Annotated in this window: 21 protein-coding genes; 10 read left to right on the plus strand and 11 right to left on the minus strand. The window is 62.6% G+C overall.

Translation table 11 applies throughout. The features are described 5' to 3' along the window. Positions 1 to 200: 200 nt before the first annotated feature. Positions 201 to 1,397: a tyrosine--tRNA ligase gene (tyrS, locus tag J7573_RS15560; protein ID WP_294336806.1), complete on the minus strand. Its 1,197-nt coding sequence runs from the start codon at positions 1,395 to 1,397 to the stop codon at positions 201 to 203. A 215-nt stretch (positions 1,398 to 1,612) separates the two neighbouring features. Here tyrS and J7573_RS15565 point away from each other — a divergent pair, with 215 nt between their 5' ends. Both J7573_RS15565 and J7573_RS15570 read left to right on the plus strand, forming a co-directional pair. Further along, positions 1,613 to 3,031, plus strand: coding sequence for a peptidoglycan DD-metalloendopeptidase family protein (locus J7573_RS15565; RefSeq protein WP_294336810.1), 1,419 nt, complete (start codon positions 1,613 to 1,615; stop codon positions 3,029 to 3,031). Positions 3,032 to 3,034: 3 nt separating this feature from the next. Then, the gene (locus tag J7573_RS15570) at positions 3,035 to 4,126 is read left to right on the plus strand and encodes an anhydro-N-acetylmuramic acid kinase (protein WP_294336811.1); all 1,092 of its coding nucleotides are present in this window, start codon (positions 3,035 to 3,037) and stop codon (positions 4,124 to 4,126) included. A gap of 58 nt (positions 4,127 to 4,184) precedes the next feature. Here the strand turns inward: J7573_RS15570 and erpA are convergent, their stop codons facing one another. Next, a complete protein-coding gene (gene erpA / locus J7573_RS15575; RefSeq protein WP_015268740.1) occupies positions 4,185 to 4,535 on the minus strand; it encodes an iron-sulfur cluster insertion protein ErpA in 351 nt (116 codons plus the stop codon). Positions 4,536 to 4,681: 146 nt separating this feature from the next. Then, positions 4,682 to 5,716: an N-acetyl-gamma-glutamyl-phosphate reductase gene (gene argC, locus J7573_RS15580; protein ID WP_294336828.1), complete on the minus strand. Its 1,035-nt coding sequence runs from the start codon at positions 5,714 to 5,716 to the stop codon at positions 4,682 to 4,684. A 142-nt stretch (positions 5,717 to 5,858) separates the two neighbouring features. Between argC and hemJ the strand changes: the two genes are divergently transcribed. From hemJ to J7573_RS15610, 6 genes are all read left to right on the plus strand, one after another. Continuing rightward, complete coding sequence (gene hemJ, locus J7573_RS15585) at positions 5,859 to 6,284, plus strand: protoporphyrinogen oxidase HemJ (RefSeq protein WP_054885191.1); 426 nt, start codon at positions 5,859 to 5,861, stop codon at positions 6,282 to 6,284. 23 nt (positions 6,285 to 6,307) lie between these two features. Beyond that, positions 6,308 to 7,264, plus strand: a complete 957-nt coding sequence (locus J7573_RS15590) for a nitronate monooxygenase family protein (RefSeq protein WP_294336831.1) — start codon at positions 6,308 to 6,310, stop codon at positions 7,262 to 7,264. A 67-nt stretch (positions 7,265 to 7,331) separates the two neighbouring features. Continuing rightward, entirely contained in the window at positions 7,332 to 8,114 is a 783-nt protein-coding gene (locus J7573_RS15595; RefSeq protein WP_294336834.1) for an SDR family oxidoreductase, read from the plus strand. A gap of 62 nt (positions 8,115 to 8,176) precedes the next feature. Then, positions 8,177 to 8,515, plus strand: a complete 339-nt coding sequence (locus J7573_RS15600; protein WP_294336836.1) for a histidine triad nucleotide-binding protein — start codon at positions 8,177 to 8,179, stop codon at positions 8,513 to 8,515. A 66-nt stretch (positions 8,516 to 8,581) separates the two neighbouring features. Next, complete coding sequence (coq7, locus tag J7573_RS15605; RefSeq protein ID WP_294336839.1) at positions 8,582 to 9,229, plus strand: 2-polyprenyl-3-methyl-6-methoxy-1,4-benzoquinone monooxygenase; 648 nt, start codon at positions 8,582 to 8,584, stop codon at positions 9,227 to 9,229. A 13-nt stretch (positions 9,230 to 9,242) separates the two neighbouring features. Then, entirely contained in the window at positions 9,243 to 10,283 is a 1,041-nt protein-coding gene (locus tag J7573_RS15610; RefSeq protein ID WP_294336840.1) for a DUF2157 domain-containing protein, read from the plus strand. Between the two features lie 43 nt (positions 10,284 to 10,326). On the opposite strand, the gene J7573_RS15615 is transcribed toward J7573_RS15610, so the two are convergent. Further along, positions 10,327 to 10,749, minus strand: a complete 423-nt coding sequence (locus J7573_RS15615; RefSeq protein WP_004376171.1) for an OsmC family protein — start codon at positions 10,747 to 10,749, stop codon at positions 10,327 to 10,329. 191 nt (positions 10,750 to 10,940) lie between these two features. Between J7573_RS15615 and crp the strand changes: the two genes are divergently transcribed. Next, positions 10,941 to 11,585: a cAMP-activated global transcriptional regulator CRP gene (gene crp, locus J7573_RS15620; RefSeq protein ID WP_294336879.1), complete on the plus strand. Its 645-nt coding sequence runs from the start codon at positions 10,941 to 10,943 to the stop codon at positions 11,583 to 11,585. Here the strand turns inward: crp and J7573_RS15625 are convergent. From J7573_RS15625 to J7573_RS15640, 4 genes are all read right to left on the minus strand, one after another. Further along, on the minus strand, positions 11,582 to 12,286 hold the full coding sequence (locus J7573_RS15625; RefSeq protein ID WP_294336882.1) for a lipoate--protein ligase family protein: 705 nt from the start codon (positions 12,284 to 12,286) through the stop codon (positions 11,582 to 11,584). The genes crp and J7573_RS15625 overlap by 4 nt on opposite strands. A gap of 168 nt (positions 12,287 to 12,454) precedes the next feature. Continuing rightward, the gene (gene trpC / locus J7573_RS15630) at positions 12,455 to 13,288 is read right to left on the minus strand and encodes an indole-3-glycerol phosphate synthase TrpC (protein WP_294336885.1); all 834 of its coding nucleotides are present in this window, start codon (positions 13,286 to 13,288) and stop codon (positions 12,455 to 12,457) included. Next, the gene (trpD, locus tag J7573_RS15635) at positions 13,285 to 14,334 is read right to left on the minus strand and encodes an anthranilate phosphoribosyltransferase (protein ID WP_294336888.1); all 1,050 of its coding nucleotides are present in this window, start codon (positions 14,332 to 14,334) and stop codon (positions 13,285 to 13,287) included. Before trpD ends, trpC begins: the two co-directional genes overlap by 4 nt. Before the next feature lie 9 nt (positions 14,335 to 14,343). Then, positions 14,344 to 14,937, minus strand: coding sequence for an aminodeoxychorismate/anthranilate synthase component II (locus J7573_RS15640; protein WP_294336891.1), 594 nt, complete (start codon positions 14,935 to 14,937; stop codon positions 14,344 to 14,346). A 375-nt stretch (positions 14,938 to 15,312) separates the two neighbouring features. Here J7573_RS15640 and estP point away from each other — a divergent pair, with 375 nt between their 5' ends. Beyond that, positions 15,313 to 17,193, plus strand: coding sequence for an esterase EstP (gene estP, locus J7573_RS15645; protein ID WP_294336894.1), 1,881 nt, complete (start codon positions 15,313 to 15,315; stop codon positions 17,191 to 17,193). A gap of 133 nt (positions 17,194 to 17,326) precedes the next feature. Here estP and trpE read toward each other — a convergent pair whose 3' ends face one another. The 3 genes from trpE to rpe all read right to left on the minus strand — a co-directional run bounded on the left by trpE (position 17,327) and on the right by rpe (position 20,368). Next, entirely contained in the window at positions 17,327 to 18,808 is a 1,482-nt protein-coding gene (trpE, locus tag J7573_RS15650; protein ID WP_294336896.1) for an anthranilate synthase component I, read from the minus strand. 70 nt (positions 18,809 to 18,878) lie between these two features. Next, on the minus strand, positions 18,879 to 19,697 hold the full coding sequence (locus J7573_RS15655; protein WP_294336898.1) for a phosphoglycolate phosphatase: 819 nt from the start codon (positions 19,695 to 19,697) through the stop codon (positions 18,879 to 18,881). Next, positions 19,694 to 20,368, minus strand: coding sequence for a ribulose-phosphate 3-epimerase (gene rpe, locus J7573_RS15660; protein ID WP_027917448.1), 675 nt, complete (start codon positions 20,366 to 20,368; stop codon positions 19,694 to 19,696). The genes J7573_RS15655 and rpe overlap by 4 nt, the downstream gene beginning before the upstream one ends. Between the last annotated feature and the right edge of the window lie 107 nt (positions 20,369 to 20,475).

Consider the following 20,475-nt stretch of genomic DNA (forward strand, 5'->3'; position numbering starts at 1 on the left):
CCTCCAACACCACCTTAACTACCTAACTCATTGAATCTCAAGGAGTTTGTCGTTCCGATGTCGCTGGAAGTGGGGCGCATTATAAGGGGATTCGAAACCCCGTCAACCCTTAATTTCAAGAAACTTTAATATCGCTGAAAGCAAAGCGGGGAGGCCTATCGGCCTCCCCGCTTCTATATAGCTACACCACCAGGCGCTCACTACGCCTTGAGGGTAACCCGGCCAAACGATTTCTTACCCGCCTGGCACACATGGGTCGCACCGAGGGCAAACATGAAATCCTTATCGACCACCACACCATCGACCTTTACCGCACCACCACTGAGCAGGTCACGCGCCTGCGCCGAGTTCTTCACCAGGCCCGCACGGTTCAGCACCGCAGCGATTGGCAAGTCTTCAGCCGCGGCCACTTCAATCTCTGGCAGATCTTCCGGCAACTCACCTTCCTTCATGCGGTTACCCGCCGCACGGTGAGCATTGGCTGCAGCTTCTTCACCATGGAAGCGCGCAACGATCTCTTCGGCCAGCTTGATCTTGATGTCACGCGGGTTCGCACCATTGGCAACGTCGGCGCGGAACTGATCGATCTCTTCCATCGAGCGGAAGCTCAGCAGCTCGAAGTAACGCCACATCAGGGTGTCCGGGATCGACACCAGCTTGCTGTACATCACACCCGGCGCTTCCTGGATGCCGACATAGTTACCCAGCGACTTGGACATCTTCTTCACGCCATCAAGCCCTTCGAGCAATGGCATGGTCACGATGTTCTGCGCTTCCTGGCCGTAGGAACGCTGCAACTCGCGCCCCATCAGCAGGTTGAACTTCTGGTCGGTCCCACCCAACTCCACATCAGCCTTCAACGCCACGGAATCGTAGCCTTGCACCAGCGGGTAGAGGAACTCATGGATAGCGATCGGCTGGTTGGTGGTGTAGCGCTTGTCGAAATCGTCACGCTCGAGCATGCGCGCAACGGTGTATTGCGATGCCAGGCGAATGAAGTCGGCCGGCGTCAACTGGTCCATCCAGGTGGAGTTGAACGCAACCTCGGTCTTGGCCGGATCAAGAATCTTGAACACTTGCTGCTTGTAGGTCTCGGCGTTGTCCAGCACCTGCTCGCGGGTCAGCGGCGGACGCGTGGCGCTCTTGCCGCTCGGGTCACCGATCATGCCGGTGAAGTCACCGATCAGGAAGATGACCTGATGCCCCAGCTCCTGGAACTGGCGCAGCTTGTTGATCAGCACCGTGTGCCCCAGGTGCAGGTCAGGCGCAGTCGGGTCAAAGCCTGCCTTGATACGCAGAGGCTGGCCGCGCTTGAGCTTCTCGACCAGTTCCGACTCGACCAACACCTCTTCCGCACCGCGCTTGATAAGCGCCAGCTGCTCTTCAACCGACTTCATAGACAGACCCGCAAGGCTCAGATTCAAAGGGAGCCAACCATACAAGATCGGCCATCAATTACAAGTTTCGAAATGAAATGTGACCCGACCGACGCGTCACGGCGTCTACGCGCCCTTGCGCGAAAGTAGATTTGGTTATATTTTATACAGTTATTTCATCTTCATCATGTCATTCATCTTTTCCACATTCATTTTTCTTCAAAGTCACCTTAACTATGACCAACGAAACGCCTAAAGCGCCCCCGCTTTATCCGAAAAGCCATCTGTTGGCCGCCAGCGGCATCGCCGCCCTGCTCAGCCTGGCACTGCTGGTATTTCCCTCAAGCGAAGTCGAAGCCAAGAAGACCACCCTCAGCTTGGAGCTGGAAAGCCCGGCCGATCAGCTGAAGGATGAGTCCATCGCCACCCCGCTGGTACACACCCAAGCCGACCAGGGCTCTCCCTTCGTCCAGATCGACGGCGCTGAAGCCAACACCGAGCAAGCAGCACAAGAAGCACCTGCTACCGAGAAAAAGCCTGAAGTCAAGGAACCAGGTCACCGCGAAGTGACCGTTTCCCGTGGCGATACCCTGTCTACCCTGTTCGCCAAGGTCGGCCTGCCGGCCAATGCCGTGCATGACCTGCTGGCCAGCAACAAGCAAGCAAAGCAGTTCAGCCAGCTGAAGCATGGCCAGGTGCTGCAGTTCGAACTCGACAAAGATGGCCAGCTGACCAGCCTGCACAGCAAGGTCAGCAACCTCGAAACCATCCGCCTGACCAAGACCGCCAAGGGGTACACCTTTGATCGCGAGATCAGCAAGCCTGTGGTCCGCACCGCTTACGCCCATGGCGTGATCAAGAGTTCGTTGTCGGCCTCGGCCCAGCGCGCCGGCCTGTCCCACAGCATGACCATGGATATGGCCAAGGTCCTGGGCTATGACATCGATTTCGCCCAGGATATCCGCCCGGGCGACGAGTTCGACGTGGTCTACGAGCAGAAGGTCATGGACGGCAAGGTGGTCGGCACCGGCAACATCCTGTCCGCACGCTTCACCAACCGCGGCAAGACCTATACCGCCGTGCGCTACACCAACAAGCAGGGCAACACCAGCTATTACACCGCCGACGGCAACAGCCTGCGCAAGGCATTCATCCGTACCCCGGTCGACTTCGCCCGCATCAGCTCGCGCTTCTCCGCCGGTCGCAAGCACCCCATCCTGAACAAGATCCGCGCGCACAAGGGCGTGGACTACGCCGCCCCGCGTGGTACGCCTATCAAGGCAGCCGGTGATGGTCGCATCGAACTGGCCGGCCGCCGCGGTGGTTACGGCAACACCGTGATCATCGCCCATGGCAACAGCTACAAGACCCTTTACGGTCATATGCAGGGCTTCGCCAAGGGCATCAAGACCGGCAGCAACGTGAAGCAGGGCCAGATCATCGGTTACATCGGTACCACTGGCCTGTCGACCGGCCCGCACCTGCACTACGAGTTCCAGGTCAACGGCGTGCACGTCGACCCGCTGAGCCAGAAGGTGCCGATGGCTGACCCGATCGCCAAGAACGAACGCCAGCGCTTCCTGCAGCAGAGCCAACCACTGATCGCCCGCATGGACCAGGAAAAGGCCACCATGCTCGCAGCGAACAAGCGCTGATCCATGGCGCTCTATCTGGGGGTGATGTCCGGCACCAGCCTCGATGGCCTGGACATCGCCTTGATCAATCAAGGCGAGCAGCTTCAGTTGCTCGCCACTCACTACCTCCCCATGCCGACCGACCTGCGCCAGCAACTGCTCAGCCTCTGCAGCAGCGGCCCTGACGAGATTGCCCGCGCCGCCCTGGCGGAAAACCGCTGGGCCAGCCTGGCAGCTGAAGGCGTACGGCAATTGCTGGCCAAGCAAGGGCTGCACGCCGACGCCATCCGCGCCATTGGCAGCCACGGCCAGACCATCCGCCATGAGCCGGCTCGCGGCTTCACCGTGCAGATCGGCAACCCCGCACTGCTCGCCGAGCTTACCGGCATCAGCGTGGTCGCCGACTTCCGCCGTCGCGATGTGGCGGCAGGCGGCCAGGGCGCACCGCTGGTACCGGCCTTCCATGAAACCCTGTTCAGCCACCTCGGCCAACACCTGGCAGTGCTCAATGTGGGTGGCTTCAGTAACCTGAGCCTGATCGAGCGCGACAAGCCGGTGCATGGCTTCGACTGCGGGCCAGGCAACGTATTGCTGGACGCCTGGATCGAGCGCAAGCGTGGCCAGGCCTATGATGCCGATGGCGCCTGGGCTGCCAGTGGCAAGGTGCAAGCCGATTTGCTCAGCAGCCTGCTGAGTGACCCGTTCTTCGCCGGCAGCGGCCCGAAAAGCACCGGCCGCGAGGTGTTCAACCTGCCCTGGCTGGATGGCCACCTGGCGGATCTGCCGGCCTACCGTGACGAAGATGTCCAGGCCACCCTGCTGGAGCTGACCGCACGCAGCATCATCGAATCGCTACAGAACGCCCAGCAAGGCACCGAGGCACTGCTGGTCTGCGGCGGCGGCGCTCGCAATGGCGCCCTGATGGCTCGCCTTGCCGAACTGCTGCCGAAGGCCAGGGTCACCAGCACTGGTGCACAGGGCGTGGATCCGGACTGGGTCGAGGCCATGGCCTTTGCCTGGCTCGCCCACTGCTGCCTTGAGGGCATTGCCGCCAATCGCCCAAGCGTGACGGCGGCCAAGGGGCTACGCGTACTCGGCGCGATCTACCCGGCCTGACCCCAAGTCAGAATGCAAAACGCCGCGCAATAGCGCGGCGTTTTCGTAGAGCCTGGCTTCAGATCGAGAACGAGGAGCCACAACCGCAAGTAGTCGCGGCATTCGGGTTCTTGATCACGAAACGCGAACCTTCCAGGCCTTCCTGGTAGTCCACTTCGGCACCGGCCAGGTATTGGAAGCTCATCGGGTCGACCACCAGCGAAACACCTTCACGCTCGACAATGGTGTCATCTTCGGCCACGTCTTCATCGAAGGTGAAACCGTACTGGAAGCCCGAGCAGCCGCCACCGGTGACGAACACGCGCAGCTTCAGGCGGTCATTGCCTTCTTCGGAAACCAGGTTCTTCACCTTTTGCGCGGCGCCGTGGGTGAATTCCAAAGCCGTAGGGGTGAAGGTTTCGACGCTCATGTTGATTCTCCCGGCGCAGTAGCCGCCATAAAACTCGATGACGCGCATTATCCGCTTCTCCGAGAAAATCGGTCAAGAATTGTGCGGCTTTAGTCGCGACAAACAAAAAGGCCCGCACACGGCGGGCCTTTTCCATCAGCAAGCGCTTACGGCAGCAGGCCGGCGTGGGACAAGCCCATGCGCTCGTCCAGGCCGAACAGGATGTTGAGGTTCTGCACTGCCTGGCCCGATGCGCCCTTGACCAGGTTGTCGATCACCGACAGCACCACCACCAGGTCACCACCCTGCGGGCGATGAACGGCGATACGGCAGACGTTGGCACCACGCACGCTGCGGGTTTCCGGGTGGCTGCCGGCCGGCATCACGTCGACGAACGGCTCATCGGCGTAACGCTTCTCGAACAGCGCCTGCAGGTCGACCGACTTGTCGGCGACGGTCGCATACAAGGTGGCGTGGATACCACGGATCATCGGCGTCAGGTGCGGCACGAAGGTCAGGCCGACGTCCTTGCCAGCAGCCAGGCGCAGGCCCTGGCTGATCTCAGGCAGGTGACGGTGGCCCTTGACCGCGTAGGCTTTCATGCTTTCGCCAGCCTCACAGAACAGCGAGCCGACCGCTGCACCACGGCCAGCGCCGCTGACGCCCGACTTGCAGTCGGCAATCAGGCGCGAAGGGTCGGCCAGGCCGGCTTCGAGCAGCGGCAGGAAGCCCAGCTGGGTGGCGGTCGGGTAGCAACCCGGCACCGCAATCAGGCGCGCCTGGCGGATCTTTTCACGGTTGACTTCAGGCAGGCCGTACACGGCGTCCTTGAGCAGCTCTGGAGCGCCATGGGGCTGGCCGTACCATTTGCCCCATTCGGTCGCGTCCTGCAGGCGGAAGTCTGCAGACAGGTCGATGACCTTGGTCCCGGCCGCCAGCAGCTCGCCAGCCAGGGCATGGGCGACACCGTGCGGGGTGGCGAAGAACACCACGTCGCAGGCGGACAGGGTCTTGCTGTCCGGCACGCTGAAAGCCAGGCCGTCGTAGTGACCGCGCAGGTTCGGATACATGTCGGCGACCGCCACGCCCGCTTCGGAGCGCGAAGTGATGACCGCCACTTCGGCCTGTGGATGCTGTGCCAGCAGACGCAACAGTTCGACGCCGGTGTAACCCGTGCCGCCGACGATACCGACCTTGATCATAACGCTTGCCCCTTATCAACGAGCCGTCTGGAAAGCGCACGATAATAGGGGCGCAAAGCGCCTGTAACAACTCTTGGGGTGCCCCTTCGGGCGCTTGGGCTCTACTATCTGACGACCGTGATTACCTGAAGGAACTCCCTCCATGCTTTACCTATGGATCAAAGCGCTGCATATCGTCAGCGTGGTCTGCTGGTTCGCCGGCCTGTTCTACCTGCCCAGGCTGTTCGTCTACCACGCCCAGAGCCAGGACAGCATCAGCCAGGAACGCTTCGTCACCATGGAGCGCAAGCTGTACCGCGGCATCATGAACCCGGCAATGATCGCCACCTACGTGTTCGGCGCCTGGATGCTCTACCTCACCCCAGGCTGGCTGAGCCAAGGTTGGCTGCATGCCAAGCTCACCCTGGTGATTCTGCTGACCGGCTACCATCACATCTGTGGTGCACAGCGCAAACGCTTCGCCGCTGGCAACAATACCCGCAGTCACGTCTACTACCGCTGGTTCAACGAGGTGCCGGTGCTGTTCCTGCTGGGCATCGTGATTCTCGTGGTGGTCAAACCGTTCTGACATAACCCGATGGAGCCTCACCCATGTCCCTGCCCGCTTCGCTCGAACAACGCCTGCGCTTGCCTGTGGTGGCGGCACCGATGTTCCTGATTTCCAACCCCCAGCTGGTGCTGGCCTGCTGTGGCAGCGGCGTGGTCGGCAGCTTCCCGGCGCTGAACCAGCGTGACAGTGCCGGCTTCAAGGCCTGGCTGGAAGAAATTGAGGCAGGCCTGGCACAGTTGCAGGCGCCTGCACCCTATGCGGTAAACCTGATCGTCCACCCGACCAACCCACGGTTGCAGGCCGACCTCGCACTGTGCGTCGAGCACCGCGTACCCATTGTCATCACCAGCCTCGGTGCCGTGAAGGAAGTGGTGGATGCGGTGCACGGCTATGGCGGCCTGGTGTTTCATGATGTCACCACCCGGCGTCACGCGGAGAAAGCCGCCGAAGCTGGCGTCGATGGGCTGATCGCGGTGGCCGCGGGCGCCGGCGGCCATGCCGGTACCTGGAGCCCGTTCGCCCTGGCAGCCGAAATCCGCCAGTTCTTCGACAAGACCCTGTTGCTGGCCGGCTGTATCAACCATGGTCACGAGATTCTCGCCGCGCAGCTGCTCGGTGCCGACCTGGCCTACATGGGCACACGTTTCATCGCCACCCACGAAAGCCATGCCCAGGCGGCCTACAAGCAGATGCTGCTCGAAGCCCAAGCCGCGGACATCGTCCACACCCCCGCCGTGTCCGGCATCCCGGCCAGTTTCCTGCGCCCCAGCCTGGAACAGGCCGGCTATGACATGGCTGCACTGAAGTCCGGGCACGAGCAAGGCAAGCTCAAGCCGATCGACGATGAAGCCAAGGCCTGGAAAACCGTCTGGTCGGCCGGCCAGGGCGTCGGCGACATCCATGACCTGCCCGCTGCCGCCACACTGATCGAACGCCTGCACGGCGAGTACCGCGCGGCCCTTGAGCGTTCCCTGGCGTTGCGCGTCAAGGCCCTGTAGCAAAAGGCAACAACTCGCCCGGCCAGGCTGTACACTAGGCGCCCTCTTCAGTCCCCAGGAGCCTTGCATGACCCGTTACGCCATGATTACCGGCGCTTCCAGCGGCCTGGGCCTGGCCCTGGCGGAAGCCCTGGCACGGCGCGGGCGCAACCTGATCCTGGTGGCACGCCATCGAGAAACGTTGGAGCCGGTAGCGCTCGAACTGGCCCAACGCTTCGGCGTCGAAGTGCTGCTGCGCGCCTGCGACCTCAGCCAGCCCCTGCGGCTGTCCGGTTTCGTACTGGAACTGGAAGAAGGCGAGCGACGCATCGACCTGTTGGTCAACTGCGCCGGCCAGCGGACCTATGGCCCGTTCCTGGCCCACGAATGGGCCGACGAGCAGGACCTGCTGGAGGTCAATATCCTCGCCCTGAGCCGCCTGTGCCACGCCATTGGCAACCTGATGGCGGTGCAAGGTGGCGGGCAGATCCTCAACGTCGCCGGCCTGGCCGCCGTCGCGCCGGGGCCGGGCATGGCCACCTATGCCGCCAGCAAGGCCTATGTGATGAATTTCAGCGAAGCGCTGCGTGAAGAGCTCAAGCCCGCCGGCATCAAGGTATCGGTACTTTGCCCCGGCCCGGTACGCTCGTCGCGCCGACGCATCCCCAGGCTTGAAAGTAACAGCCGTTGCCTGAGCCCTGAAGAAGTGGCGCTGCACACAGTGCGCGCATTGGCCAAGAACCGCGCAGTGATCATGCCGGTACGCCGCAATCGCTGGCTCGCCTTCGCGCCGCGCCTGCTGCCACGCTGGCTGACGCGCAAGCTGGCCGGCTTCATCCACCGCCGCTACTGCCCGGTCGGCATGGAATAGCCTCTGGGCGAGTGGCGCCCGGCTGAGTACACTCGGCCGACACTCACCATGGAGCAAGTGCTGTGGAAGATTTATTCATCAAGATCATCAACCGGGAGATCCCGGCGAAGATCATCTACGAGGACGACCAGGTTCTGGCGTTCCACGACATCATGCCGCAGGCGCCAGTGCATTTTCTGGTCATCCCGAAAAAGCACATTCGCACCCTCAATGACCTGACAGAAGAAGACAAGGGCCTGGCCGGTCACATCCTGTTCACCGCCCAGCGCCTGGCCAAGGAACTGGGTTGTGAGGATGGCTTCCGCGTGGTCATGAACTGCAACGAGCAAGGTGGCCAGACCGTCTACCATATCCACATGCACGTGCTTGGCCAGCGCCAGATGCACTGGCCACCGGGCTGACCCAAGGCAAGCTCCTCCCGAGCGATTGAGGTAAACTGTCGGGCATCACTTCAGCGGAGGTGCCCGATGGCCACCGAACGTCACTATTCGCCGCTCGACCGCTTGTTGCTGCAGGCCGATACCGCCATGCGCACCTTGCTGCCCTTCAGCGGCCAACCCTCCCGCCCATCGCCGGCGATCATCCAACCGGATGCGGAACTGGATGACAGCCAGACCCGCCACATTGCCGGGCTCATGCGCATCAACCATACCGGCGAAGTCTGCGCCCAGGCGCTATATCAGGGCCAGGCCCTGACCGCCAAGCTGCCGCAAGTGCGCAAGGCCATGGAGCATGCAGCCGAGGAAGAAGTCGACCACCTGGCCTGGTGCGAACAGCGCATCCGCCAGCTGGGCAGCCACCCGAGCGTGCTCAACCCGCTGTTCTACGGCATGTCGTTCGGCATCGGCGCCCTCGCTGGCCTGGTCAGCGACAAAGTCAGCCTTGGTTTCGTCGCCGCCACCGAACATCAGGTGTGCAAGCACCTGGACGAACACCTGGAGCAGCTGCCGCAGGAAGACGAAAAATCCCGCGCCATCCTCGAACAGATGCGCGTGGATGAAGAGCAGCACGCCGAGTCCGCACTCGAAGCTGGCGGCTATCGCTTCCCGATGCCGGTGCGTTTCGGCATGAGCCTGCTGGCCAAGGTCATGACCAAGAGCACTTACCGCATCTGACAAGGGCGCACATATGACGGACCGTATCGACGCCAAGGACCTGGCGCGCGCCGTGCAAGCCGGCATTCTCCAGCCAGGCCAGGATCAGGCCTTGCTGGCGTTTCTGCGCCAGCACGCACCCGCCCGTGGCAGTTTCCAGCTTGCCCATGTCGCCTTCTACTTCGGCGCTCTGCTGATCATGGGGGCGATGGGCTGGCTGCTCACCGAAGCCTGGATGAGTATTGGCGATGGCGCCTTGCTGGCAGTCGCCACGCTTTATATCGTTCTCCTCACGGCGTTCGCCCTCAACCTGCAGGGGCGCAGGCAACCGGTTGCCGCCGGTGTACTGGCCGCCGTCGCGGTCAGCATCGTACCGTTGGTCGTGTTCGCCATCGAACGCCTGGCGGGCTGGTGGCCACTGGATGATGCGCAAGCGGACTATCACCAGTACTACACCTACGTGCAGGGCGGCTGGCTGCTGATGGAGGCCGCCACCGTGGTTGCCGGGCTGCTGATGCTGCGCCTGATCCCCTACCCCTTCGTGGTGATGCCGATTGCGGTGGCCCTGTGGTTCATGTCCATGGACCTGAGCGAATGGGCCTATGGCTCGCCCTTCTCCTGGGAACAACGGCGTACGGTGTCACTGTGGTTCGGGCTCGGCTTGCTGCTGGTGTTCCTGGTTATCGACGGGCGTACCCGCGAGGACTATGCCCATTGGGGCTACCTGGCCGGCCTGGCGGCATTCTGGGGCGGGCTGACGATGATGGACAGCGACAGTGAACTGGGCAAGGCGCTATACTGCCTGATCAACCTGGGGCTGATGGGCATGGCGGTGCTGTTGCGCCGGCCGGTGTTCATGGTGTTCGGGGCGTTGGGGGTAGCGGCGTATCTGGGGTATCTGTCTTACGAGGTATTTGCCGAATCGCTGCTGTTCCCGGTGGTGCTGACCTTGATCGGGCTGGGGGTGATCGGCCTGGGACTGATGTATCAGAAGCGGCGTGAGCAGTTGAGTCAGGCGGTCAGAAGCAGCTTGCCGGAATGGTTGTTGACCGCCCTTCCGGCCCTGCGCGACTGACTGGCGATCGCCGGGGCTGCTGTGCAGCCCTGCAATCCCGCGGTCAGCCCAGCTCTACGATTTCGTAGCCATGGGTGATTTCAACACCGGCACGTTCGAGCATGATCGACGCCGAGCAGTACTTCTCTGCCGACAGCTCCACCGCACGCTTGACCTGAGCTTCTTTCAGCCCACGCCCTTTGACCACGAAGTTCATGTGGATCTTGGTGAACACCTTCGGGTCTTCACTGGCGCGCTCGGCTTCCAGGAACGCTTCGCAGCTTTCCACTGCCTGGCGCGACTTCTTCAGGATGCTCACCACGTCGAAGCTGCTGCAGCCACCGAGGCCAAGCAGCAGCATTTCCATCGGGCGCACGCCCAGGTTGCGGCCACCAGCCTCGGGCGGGCCGTCCATCACCACCACGTGGCCGCTCCCCGATTCACCGAGGAACATCGCTTCACCGGCCCACTGGATGCGTGCCTTCATCTGTCCGTACTCCTGGATTTCGCAAAAGGGTGTCAGCTTAAGCCTTGTATGCCTGTCGGAAAAGCTCAATGCGAGTCGCTTTAGTGTCAAAACTTCCAGCGCTGTCTGATAAGCTGGCGCCAATTGACTGGCGCGTCGCGCCAGACAAGGTCTAACAAGAGCCTATGCCTCGCATCGAACAGGATTTCGTGATGGTTGCCTCAGCCCTACCCGCCAAGATCAAGAACATCGACAAGCTGCTGGTTCACTGCCAGCGCCGCCGCTACACCGCCAAAAGCAACATCATCTGCGCCGGTGACCGTGCCGAAACGCTGTCGTTCATCATCAAGGGCTCGGTCACCATCCTGATCGAAGACGACGAAGGCCACGAGATGATCATCGCCTACCTCAACAATGGCGACTTCTTCGGCGAGCTGGGGCTGTTCGAACCGGCAGGCAGCGAGCAACATCGCAGCGCCTGGGTACGCGCCAAGACCGAGTGCGAAGTGGCAGAGATCAGCTACGACAAGTTCCGCGAACTGGCCCGCCAGGACCCGGAGATTCTCTACGCCCTGGGCAGCCAGATGGCCCAACGCCTGCGCAACACCACGCGCAAGGTCGGTGACCTGGCCTTCTTCGATGTCACCGGCCGCGTGGCCCGCTGCCTGCTCGACCTGTGCAAGCAACCGGATGCCATGACCCACCCGGACGGCATGCAGATCAAGATCACCCGTCAGGAAATCGGCCGAATCGTCGGTTGCTCACGGGAAATGGTCGGCCGCGTCCTCAAGGACCTCGAAGAACGCAGCCTGGTACAGGTCAAGGGCAAGACCATGGTGGTCTACGGCACCCGTTAATCCTTGGGCAGCGCCGCCAGCACGTCGCGGTAGGCCAGGGACAGGCGCTCGAACCAGGGCGCCTCGGGCGCCACTTCGTGCAGCGCGATATGGCTGTCGGCGCGACAGCGCTGCTCCAGCTCACAACATTCATTGAAGCGGTTGACCGCCGCGACCATCGATTCGCGCTCGTTGTCCAGCAGCAGCGCGCCATGCACCAGCACCACCGGGCGTTTGCCACCCAGGCCCTGGCGCCAGCGCTGGGCCGTGCCGACCAGTTTGCGGCCATTGAGGTTGACGTTGTAACGGCCATCGCAGAAGGCACCGTCGATTTCACCCACCGAGGCAACGCCGCCCCACTCGCGCAACACATCGCACAATGGCAGGCACAGGCGCTCGTAGGCACTTTCGATACGGCCATGGTCGCCTTCGCTGCGCGGGGCCACGTAGACCAGTGCAACGTTCACCGTCGCGTGCGACTGCGGCACCGGCTCGCCCCCCGTTTCACGCAGCAGCACCGGCCAACCGGCAATCGCAAGCTCCGAACAGGCGGCTTCGAAGTTGTCCAGGCGGCTCATGCGGCGTGGCATGACCAGGGCGTGATCGGTTGGGCGCCAGAACAGCACGCCGCAATCATGATCGCCGCGGCAGACGGCAGCCAGCAGCTCCTGCTCGGCATGCAGGCCCTGCTCAACGGTGAGGGCCAGGGGTTGATCGGTCATTGATCCACCTATGATGTTGGGTTTACCGGCCTCTTCGCGGGCATGCCCGCTCCCACAGGTACAGCGCAGCCCTGAAGATTGTGGGTTCCCTGTGGGAGCGGGCGTGCCCGCGAAGAGGCCAGAACATACATACAAAAAAGCCGGCAATAAGCCGGCTTCGTTTTTCGATCAGTCCAGAGGCTGAACAGTCTTCTTCACCTGATCCGGGAAGAACAACCGCTGCAGTTCCAGCCCCGGCTGCGGGGCGCGCATGAACGCTTCACCGACCAGGAACGAGTAGACCTCGTTGATCTCCATCAGCTCGACATCGGCACGGTTGAGAATACCGCTCTCGGTAATCGCCAGGCGGTCGCGTGGAATGCGTGGCAGCAGGTCGAGGGTGGTTTCCAGGCTGACTTCGAAGGTGTGCAGGTTACGGTTGTTCACCCCCACCAGCGGCGTATCGAGGGTCTTCAGCGCACGCTCCAGCTCATCGCCGTCATGCACTTCGACCAGCACGTCGAGGCCGACATCCTTGGCCACCGAAGCCAGCTCCGCCATCTTCACATCATCCAGCGCCGACACGATCAGCAGTACGCAGTCAGCCCCCAAGGCACGGGCCTCGACGATCTGGTACGGGTCGACCATGAAATCCTTGCGGATCACCGGCAGCGAAACAGCCGCACGGGCCTGCTGCAGGTACTCGTCTGCGCCCTGGAAGTAATCCACATCGGTCAGCACCGACAGGCAGGTCGCCCCACCCTTCTCGTAGCTGACGGCGATGTCCGCCGGCACGAAGTGCTCGCGGATCACGCCTTTGCTTGGCGAAGCCTTCTTGATTTCGGCGATCACTGCCGGCTGCTTGCGCTTGGCCTGCTCGATCAGCGCATTGGCAAAGCCACGCGGGGCATCGGCTGCCTTGGCCAGGCGCTCCAGTTCGGCAAGGCTGACGCGCGCGCTGCGCTCGGCCACTTCCTGGAACTTGCGGGCGATGATCCTTTCCAGCACCGTCGGCACACTCATGCTTCGTTCTCCACCTTGAATACTGCAGTAAAGGCGCCCAGTTCCTGCAGTTTCTCCCAGGCCAGCCCGGTGTGCAGTACGTCGTGGGCCAGTTCCACGCCAGCCTTCAGGCTCATGGCATGGTCAGCGGCATACAGCGCCGCGCCAGCATTGAGCACGATCATTTCGGCGGCCTTCTGGCCGTTTTCGGTCTTGCGCCGGCCCAGGGCATCGCGGATCAGCTCCAGCGAAGCCTGTGGGTTTTCAACCGCCAAGCCATGCAGGCTCTGGCTCTTCATGCCGAGGTCTTCGGGTTCGACCCAATATTCAGTGATCTCGTCGTTCTTCAGCTCGGCGACAAAGGTTGGCGCCGCCAGGCTGAACTCGTCCAGGCCATCTTTCGAATGCACGACCAGCACATGCTTGCTGCCCAGGCGCTGCAGCACCTCGGCCAGTGGACGGCACAGCGCCTGGGTGAACACGCCGACTACCTGGTGCTTCACACCGGCCGGATTCGTAAGCGGGCCGAGCATGTTGAACAGGGTACGCAGCCCCAGATCGCGACGCGGGCCAGCAGCATATTTCATGGCGCTGTGATGGCTCTGGGCGAACATGAAGCCAATCCCCAGGCTGTCGATGCAGCGGGCGACCTGGGTCGGCGTCAGGTTCAGGTAGATGCCAGCGGCTTCCAGCAGGTCGGCGCTGCCGCTCTTGCCCGATACCGCGCGGTTCCCATGCTTGGCCACGGTGCAGCCGGCGGCAGCGAGGACGAACGACGACGCGGTGGAAACGTTGAAGATGTTGGCGCCATCACCACCCGTACCGACGATGTCGACCACGCCATCAAGGTTTTTCAGTTCGACCTTGTCGGCCAGCTCGCGCATCACCGAGACCGCACCGACGATCTCGTCGATGCTCTCGCTCTTCATGCGCATGCCCATCAGGAAGGCGCCGATCTGCGCTTCACTGCACTGGCCGGTCATGATCTGGCGCATCACGTCGCGCATTTCATCGGTGCTGAGGTCCAGGTGGCCGACGATCCGGCTCAATGCATTCTTGATATCCATGATCGATCCTTAGCGGTGGCCGCCGGTCTGCTTGAGGAAGTTGGCGAACAGCTCGTGGCCCTGCTCGGTGAGGATGGACTCGGGGTGGAACTGTACCCCTTCGATGTTCAAGGTCTTGTGCCGCAGGCCCATGATCTCGTCGACCGAACCGTCTTCATGGGCAGTCCAGGCGGTGACTTCCAGGCAATCCGGCAGGGTTTCGCGCTTGACCACCAGCGAGTGGTAGCGGGTCACCGTGAGCGGGTTGTTGAGCTCGGCGAACACGCCAAGGTCGCGGTGGTGCACTGGGCTGGTCTTGCCGTGCATGACCTGACGGGCACGCACCACATCACCGCCAAAGGCCTGGCCGATGGACTGGTGGCCCAGGCATACGCCGAGGATCGGCAGCTTGCCGGCAAAATGCAGGATGGCTTCGATGGACACGCCTGCTTCGCTCGGCGTGCACGGGCCTGGGGAAACGACGATTCGCTCGGGGTTGAGGGCTTCGATCTCGGCGATGGTCATTTCGTCATTGCGAATGACCTTGACCTCGGCACCCAGCTCGCCAAGGTACTGAACGACGTTGTAAGTGAATGAGTCGTAATTGTCGATCATCAGTAACATCGGGCTAAACCTCTTGAATCTACTGACTTCAAAAAACGAACCTTCCTACACCGACCATGGGCACGGCTTTGCCACGAAGGGCGGTCGCTAAACGGACAGGAAGGCAAACGGGGACGGGCCGGACGGGCCGGCAGGAGATAAAGTCAGGCGCGCCAACGCCAACGGGCGTGGGCCTTGATAACGCGCATCAAGAGTTTGCTGACGATCAACACAGGATAGGTCTCGCTCATACTTGCACGCACAGTAGCCTACCGGGGCGGCGGGCGCAATATGCCCGTAAACACGGGGAAACGAATGGACTTGGGGGGGATGCACAGCGATTTGCTAAGGTCGGGCGGGTAGTGCTCATAAAAACAATGAAAAGGATATTCAACGATGCGAAAAGCACCCTTGATGCGCTTTACCTTTGCCTCATTGGCCTTGGCCTGCAGCCAGGCTTTCGCAGCCCCTTCGCCCTACTCCACAATGATCGTGTTTGGCGACAGCCTCAGTGATGCCGGGCAGTTTGGTGGCGCACGCTTCACCAACCGCGATGCCAATGGCAACTATGCCCCGGTGTCACCGATGATCCTGGGCGGGCGGTTGGGTGTGAACCCGACAGCGCTGGGCCCTTCCACCTCCCCCGTCAACCAGGCACTGGGGCTTGCCGATGGCAACAACTGGGCGGTCGGCGGCTACACCACACAGCAGATCCTGGACTCGATCACCAGCACGTCGCAGACGATCATCCCACCAGGACGCCCTGGCGCCGGGCAGGTACTGCGTGACAAGCCAGGCTATCTGGCCAACGGCCTGCGCGCCGACCCCAACGCGCTGTACTACCTGACCGGCGGTGGCAACGACTTTCTCCAGGGTCTGGTCAACAGCCCGACCGACGCCGCAGCCGCAGGAGCCCGCCTCGCCGCCAGCGCCCAAGCCCTGCAGCAAGGCGGCGCGCGCTACATCATGGTCTGGCTGTTGCCGGACCTTGGGCAGACCCCCAACTTCACCGGTACGCCACAGCAAAACGCACTGACGCAGCTCTCCAGTGTGTTCAACCAGTCACTGATCGGCCAGCTCGGGCAGATCGACGCCGAAATCATCCCCTTGAACATCCCGGTATTGCTTAGCGAGGCCTTGGCCAGTCCGACCCAGTTCGGCCTGGCCGCCGGGCAGAACCTGGTCGGCACCTGCTACAGCGGCGACAACTGCGTGGAAAACCCGGTCTACGGGATCAACGGCAGCAACCCCGACCCGAGCAAACTGCTGTTCAATGACTCAGTGCACCCGACCATCGCCGGGCAGCAACTGATCGCGGATTACGCCTACTCGATCATTTCCGCCCCCTGGGAGCTGACCTTGCTGCCGGAAATGGCCCACGCCAGCCTGCGCGCGCACCAGGACGAGCTGCGCAACCAGTGGCAGACCCCCTGGCAGGCAGTCGGCCAATGGCAGGCCTTCGTCAGCACTGGCGGCCAGGATCTGGACTTCGATGACCAGCACAGTGCTGCCAGCGCTGACGGCCATGGTTACAACCTGACCCTGGGCGGCAGTTACCGGCTCAATGATGCCTGGCGCCTGGGCCTTGCCGGCGGCGTGTACCGGCAGAAGCTGGAAGCTGGTGAACAGGACTCGGACTACAAGCTCGACAGTTACCTGGCCAGCGCCTTCGCCCAGTTCCGTCAGGACCGCTGGTGGGCCGATGCCGCGCTGAGCGCCGGCCATCTGGATTACCGCGACCTCAAGCGCACCTTTGCGCTTGGCGTCAACGACCGCAGCGAGAAGGGCGACACCGATGGCGAGGCCTGGGCGGTGACTGCCCGGCTGGGCTACAACCTGGCGGCCGACAGCAGCCGCTGGCAACTGGCACCGTTCATCAGTGCCGATTATGCGCGGGTGAAGGTCGATGGCTACGACGAGAAGAGCGGGCGCTCGACAGCACTGGGCTTCGATGACCAGGAGCGAACTTCACGGCGCCTGGGCGTTGGGCTGCTTGGCAGCGTGCAGGTATTGCCGAGCACCCGGCTGTTCGCCGAGGTGGCGCAGGAGCATGAGTTCGAGGATGACCAGCAGGATGTGACCCTGCACCTGACCACATTGCCGGCGAATGACTTCACGTTGACCGGGTATACACCGCACAGTGATCTGACTCGGGCGAGCCTGGGGGTGAGCCATGAGCTGGTGACGGGGGTGCACCTGCGCGGGAACTACAACTGGCGCAAGAGTGATGAATTGACTCAGCAAGGTGTCAGCCTTGGAATCAGCGTGGACTTCTAAATCATTGGGGCCGCTTTGCGGCCCATTCGCGGCTAAAGCCGCTCCCACAGGTATTGCATAGGTTTCGAAGCCTGTGCGGTCCCTGTGGGAGCGGCTTTAGCCGCGAGTGGGCTGCAAGGCAGCCCCAATCGATTTACTTGGCGGTAGTCTGCTCAGCCAGCGCCACGGCACGGAACATCGCCCGGCGCTTGTTGATGGTCTCCTCCCACTCCAGCGCCGGCACCGAGTCGGCAACGATGCCGCCACCGGCCTGCACGTGCAGCTCGCCGTCCTTGATCACTGCAGTACGGATGGCAATCGCGGTATCCATGTTGCCGTTCCAGGCGAAGTAACCGACCGCACCACCGTAGACGCCACGCTTGACCGGCTCGAGCTCATCAATGATCTCCATTGCGCGGATCTTCGGTGCACCCGACAAGGTGCCCGCCGGCAGGATTGCCCGCAGCGCATCCATCGCGGTCAGGCCTTCACGCAGTTGGCCGGTCACGTTGGACACGATGTGCATCACGTTCGAGTAGCGCTCGATCACCATTTTCTCGGTCAGGCGCACGCTACCGGTGGACGAGACCCGGCCCACGTCGTTGCGGCCCAGGTCGATCAGCATCAGGTGCTCGGCGATCTCTTTCTCGTCCGACAGCAGGTCGTCTTCCAGCGCACGGTCCGCTTCTTCGGTAGCCCCACGCGGGCGGGTACCGGCGATCGGGCGCACGGTGACCAGGTTATCCTCTACTCGCACCAGCACTTCCGGCGAACTGCCGACCACATGGAAGTCGCCGAAGTTGAAGAAGTACATGTATGGCGTCGGGTTGAAGCAGCGCAGCGCGCGGTACAGGTCGATGGGTGCAGCCTTGAAGTCGATCGACATGCGCTGCGACGGCACGACCTGCATGCAGTCGCCGGCCAGGATGTACTCCTTGATACGGCCGACCGCATTCTCGTAGTCGTCACGGGTGTAGCTGGAGCGGAATTCCGGTTCGGCAGCCATCGGCCCGCTCAGGTCCAGGCCACGGCGAGGGGTGATGGGCTGGCGCAGTTTCTCCAGCAGGCCTTGCAGGCGTGCCTGGCCTTGCTCGAAGGCCTGCTCTTCTGCCGGGTCGACCAGCACGATGGCGTGCATCTTGCCCGCCAGGTTGTCGAACACCACCACCGCGTCGGAAACCATCAGCAGGATGTCCGGCACGCCCAGCGGGTCCGGGTTCGGGCTGGCACCCAGGCGCTTCTCCACGTACCGCACGCAGTCATAGCCGAAGTAGCCGACCAGGCCACCATTGAAACGCGGCAGGCCAGGGATGTCGGCAACCTTGTAGCGGTCCTTGAAGCTTTCGACGAAGGCCAGCGGGTCCTCGACGTCGTGGCTTTCCACTTCCACGCCATCCTGCAGGATGCTCACGTGGTAGCCATGCACGCGCATCACAGTGCGCGACGGCAGGCCGATCATCGAGTAACGGCCCCACTTCTCACCGCCCTGCACGGACTCGAGCAGGTAGGAGTTGGCTTGGTCGGCCAGTTTCAGGTAGATCGACAGCGGCGTGTCGAAGTCGGCCAGGGTTTCACAGGCCAAAGGGATACGGTTGTAGCCGGTAGCGGCCAGGCGCAGGAATTCTTCGCGGGTCATGGGTAGCCTCGTGGCAAGCAGCAATGGGGTCGGGCAAGCGGACGGGCCGGCAGGCGCCGGCGGGCATAAGTCAGGCGCGCCAGCGCCAACGGGCCAGGGCCTTGATGACTTTCATCCAGAATTTGCCAGTGACCGCCACGGTGGACTCTCTGTCTTGGGAGGCTTGAAGGTCCGCCAACGTTATCCCAGTGGCCGGGTCTGCGCAACCGGGCAGCAGTGCGCGCAGGTCGTCCACCACCAGGCTGGGGAATTCCTCGGTAATCGGCCGGCCATGGTTGTAGCCGTAGGTGAGGCCCACGCATTGCACGCCGGCCGCCTTGGCCGCCAGCACATCGCTGCGCGAGTCGCCGACGAACAGCGACTGCTGCGGGCTGACACCGGCCATCTGCATGACGAACAGCAACGCTGCCGGGTCGGGCTTTTTCTGCGGCAAGGTATCGCCACCGATGATCCAGCGGAAATAGCGGCCGATCTTCATCTGGTCCAGCAATGGCGCAACGAAGCGCTCCGGCTTGTTGGTGATCAGCGCCATTTCCACGCCCTGCTTCTGTAGCCAGCGCAGGGTGTCCTTCACTCCGGGGTAGAGCACGGTGAGCGCGTGGCTTTCGGCATAGGCATCCATGAACAGCGCCAGACCTTTTTCGGCCAGCACATCGTCCACGGCATCATGTTCGATGCCACCGGCCAGGGCCCGGCGCACCAGCACCTGGGCGCCGTTGCCAACCCAGTGGCGCACCGCCTCAAGGCCGGCGGGCGGGCGCCCCAGTTCGAGCAGCATGCGGTCCACGGCGGCAGCCAGGTCGGGTACCGAGTCGATCAGGGTACCGTCCAGATCGAACATCACCAGCCTGGGCAGCGTCCCCGGGAACAGCTGCTCGAAGCCACTCATGGGCGGGCCTGGGCCAGTTCGGCGCGCATCTTGGCGATGACTTCCTGGTAGTCCGGGGCGTTGAAGATCGCCGAACCGGCCACGAAGGTGTCAGCGCCAGCGGCGGCGATTTCGCGGATGTTGTTGACGTTGACGCCGCCGTCGATCTCCAGGCGGATATCGCGGCCGCTGGCGTCGATCAGCGCGCGGGCTTCACGCAGCTTGTCGAGGGTACCAGGGATGAACTTCTGCCCGCCGAAGCCTGGGTTGACGCTCATCAGCAGGACCATGTCGACCTTGTCCATCACGTACTTCAGGGCGTCCAGGCTGGTGGCCGGGTTGAACACCAGGCCGGCCTTGCAGCCGCCGTCCTTGATCAGTTGCAGCGAGCGGTCGATGTGCTGCGAGGCTTCCGGGTGGAAGGTGATGTAGGTGGCGCCGGCCTCGATGAAGTCGCCGATGATGCGGTCGACCGGGCTGACCATCAGGTGCACGTCGATCGGTGCGGTCACGCCGTACTTGCGCAGCGCGGTGCAGACCATCGGGCCGATGGTCAGGTTGGGTACGTAGTGGTTGTCCATGACATCGAAGTGGACGATGTCGGCACCCGCGGCCAGAACCTTGTCGACGTCTTCGCCCAGACGGGCGAAATCGGCAGAGAGAATGGAGGGGGCAATAGCGTAGGGCTGCATGGCGCACCTGTTGGCAGAATCACGGTGGCGCGCATTGTAACTCAGGGAAGCGAATGAGGGCTGATTAGCGTCAACCTGTACTGGCCTCTTCGCGGCTAAAGCCGCTC

This window comes from Pseudomonas sp., from assembly GCF_017744435.1.
Lineage (GTDB): Bacteria > Pseudomonadota > Gammaproteobacteria > Pseudomonadales > Pseudomonadaceae > Aquipseudomonas.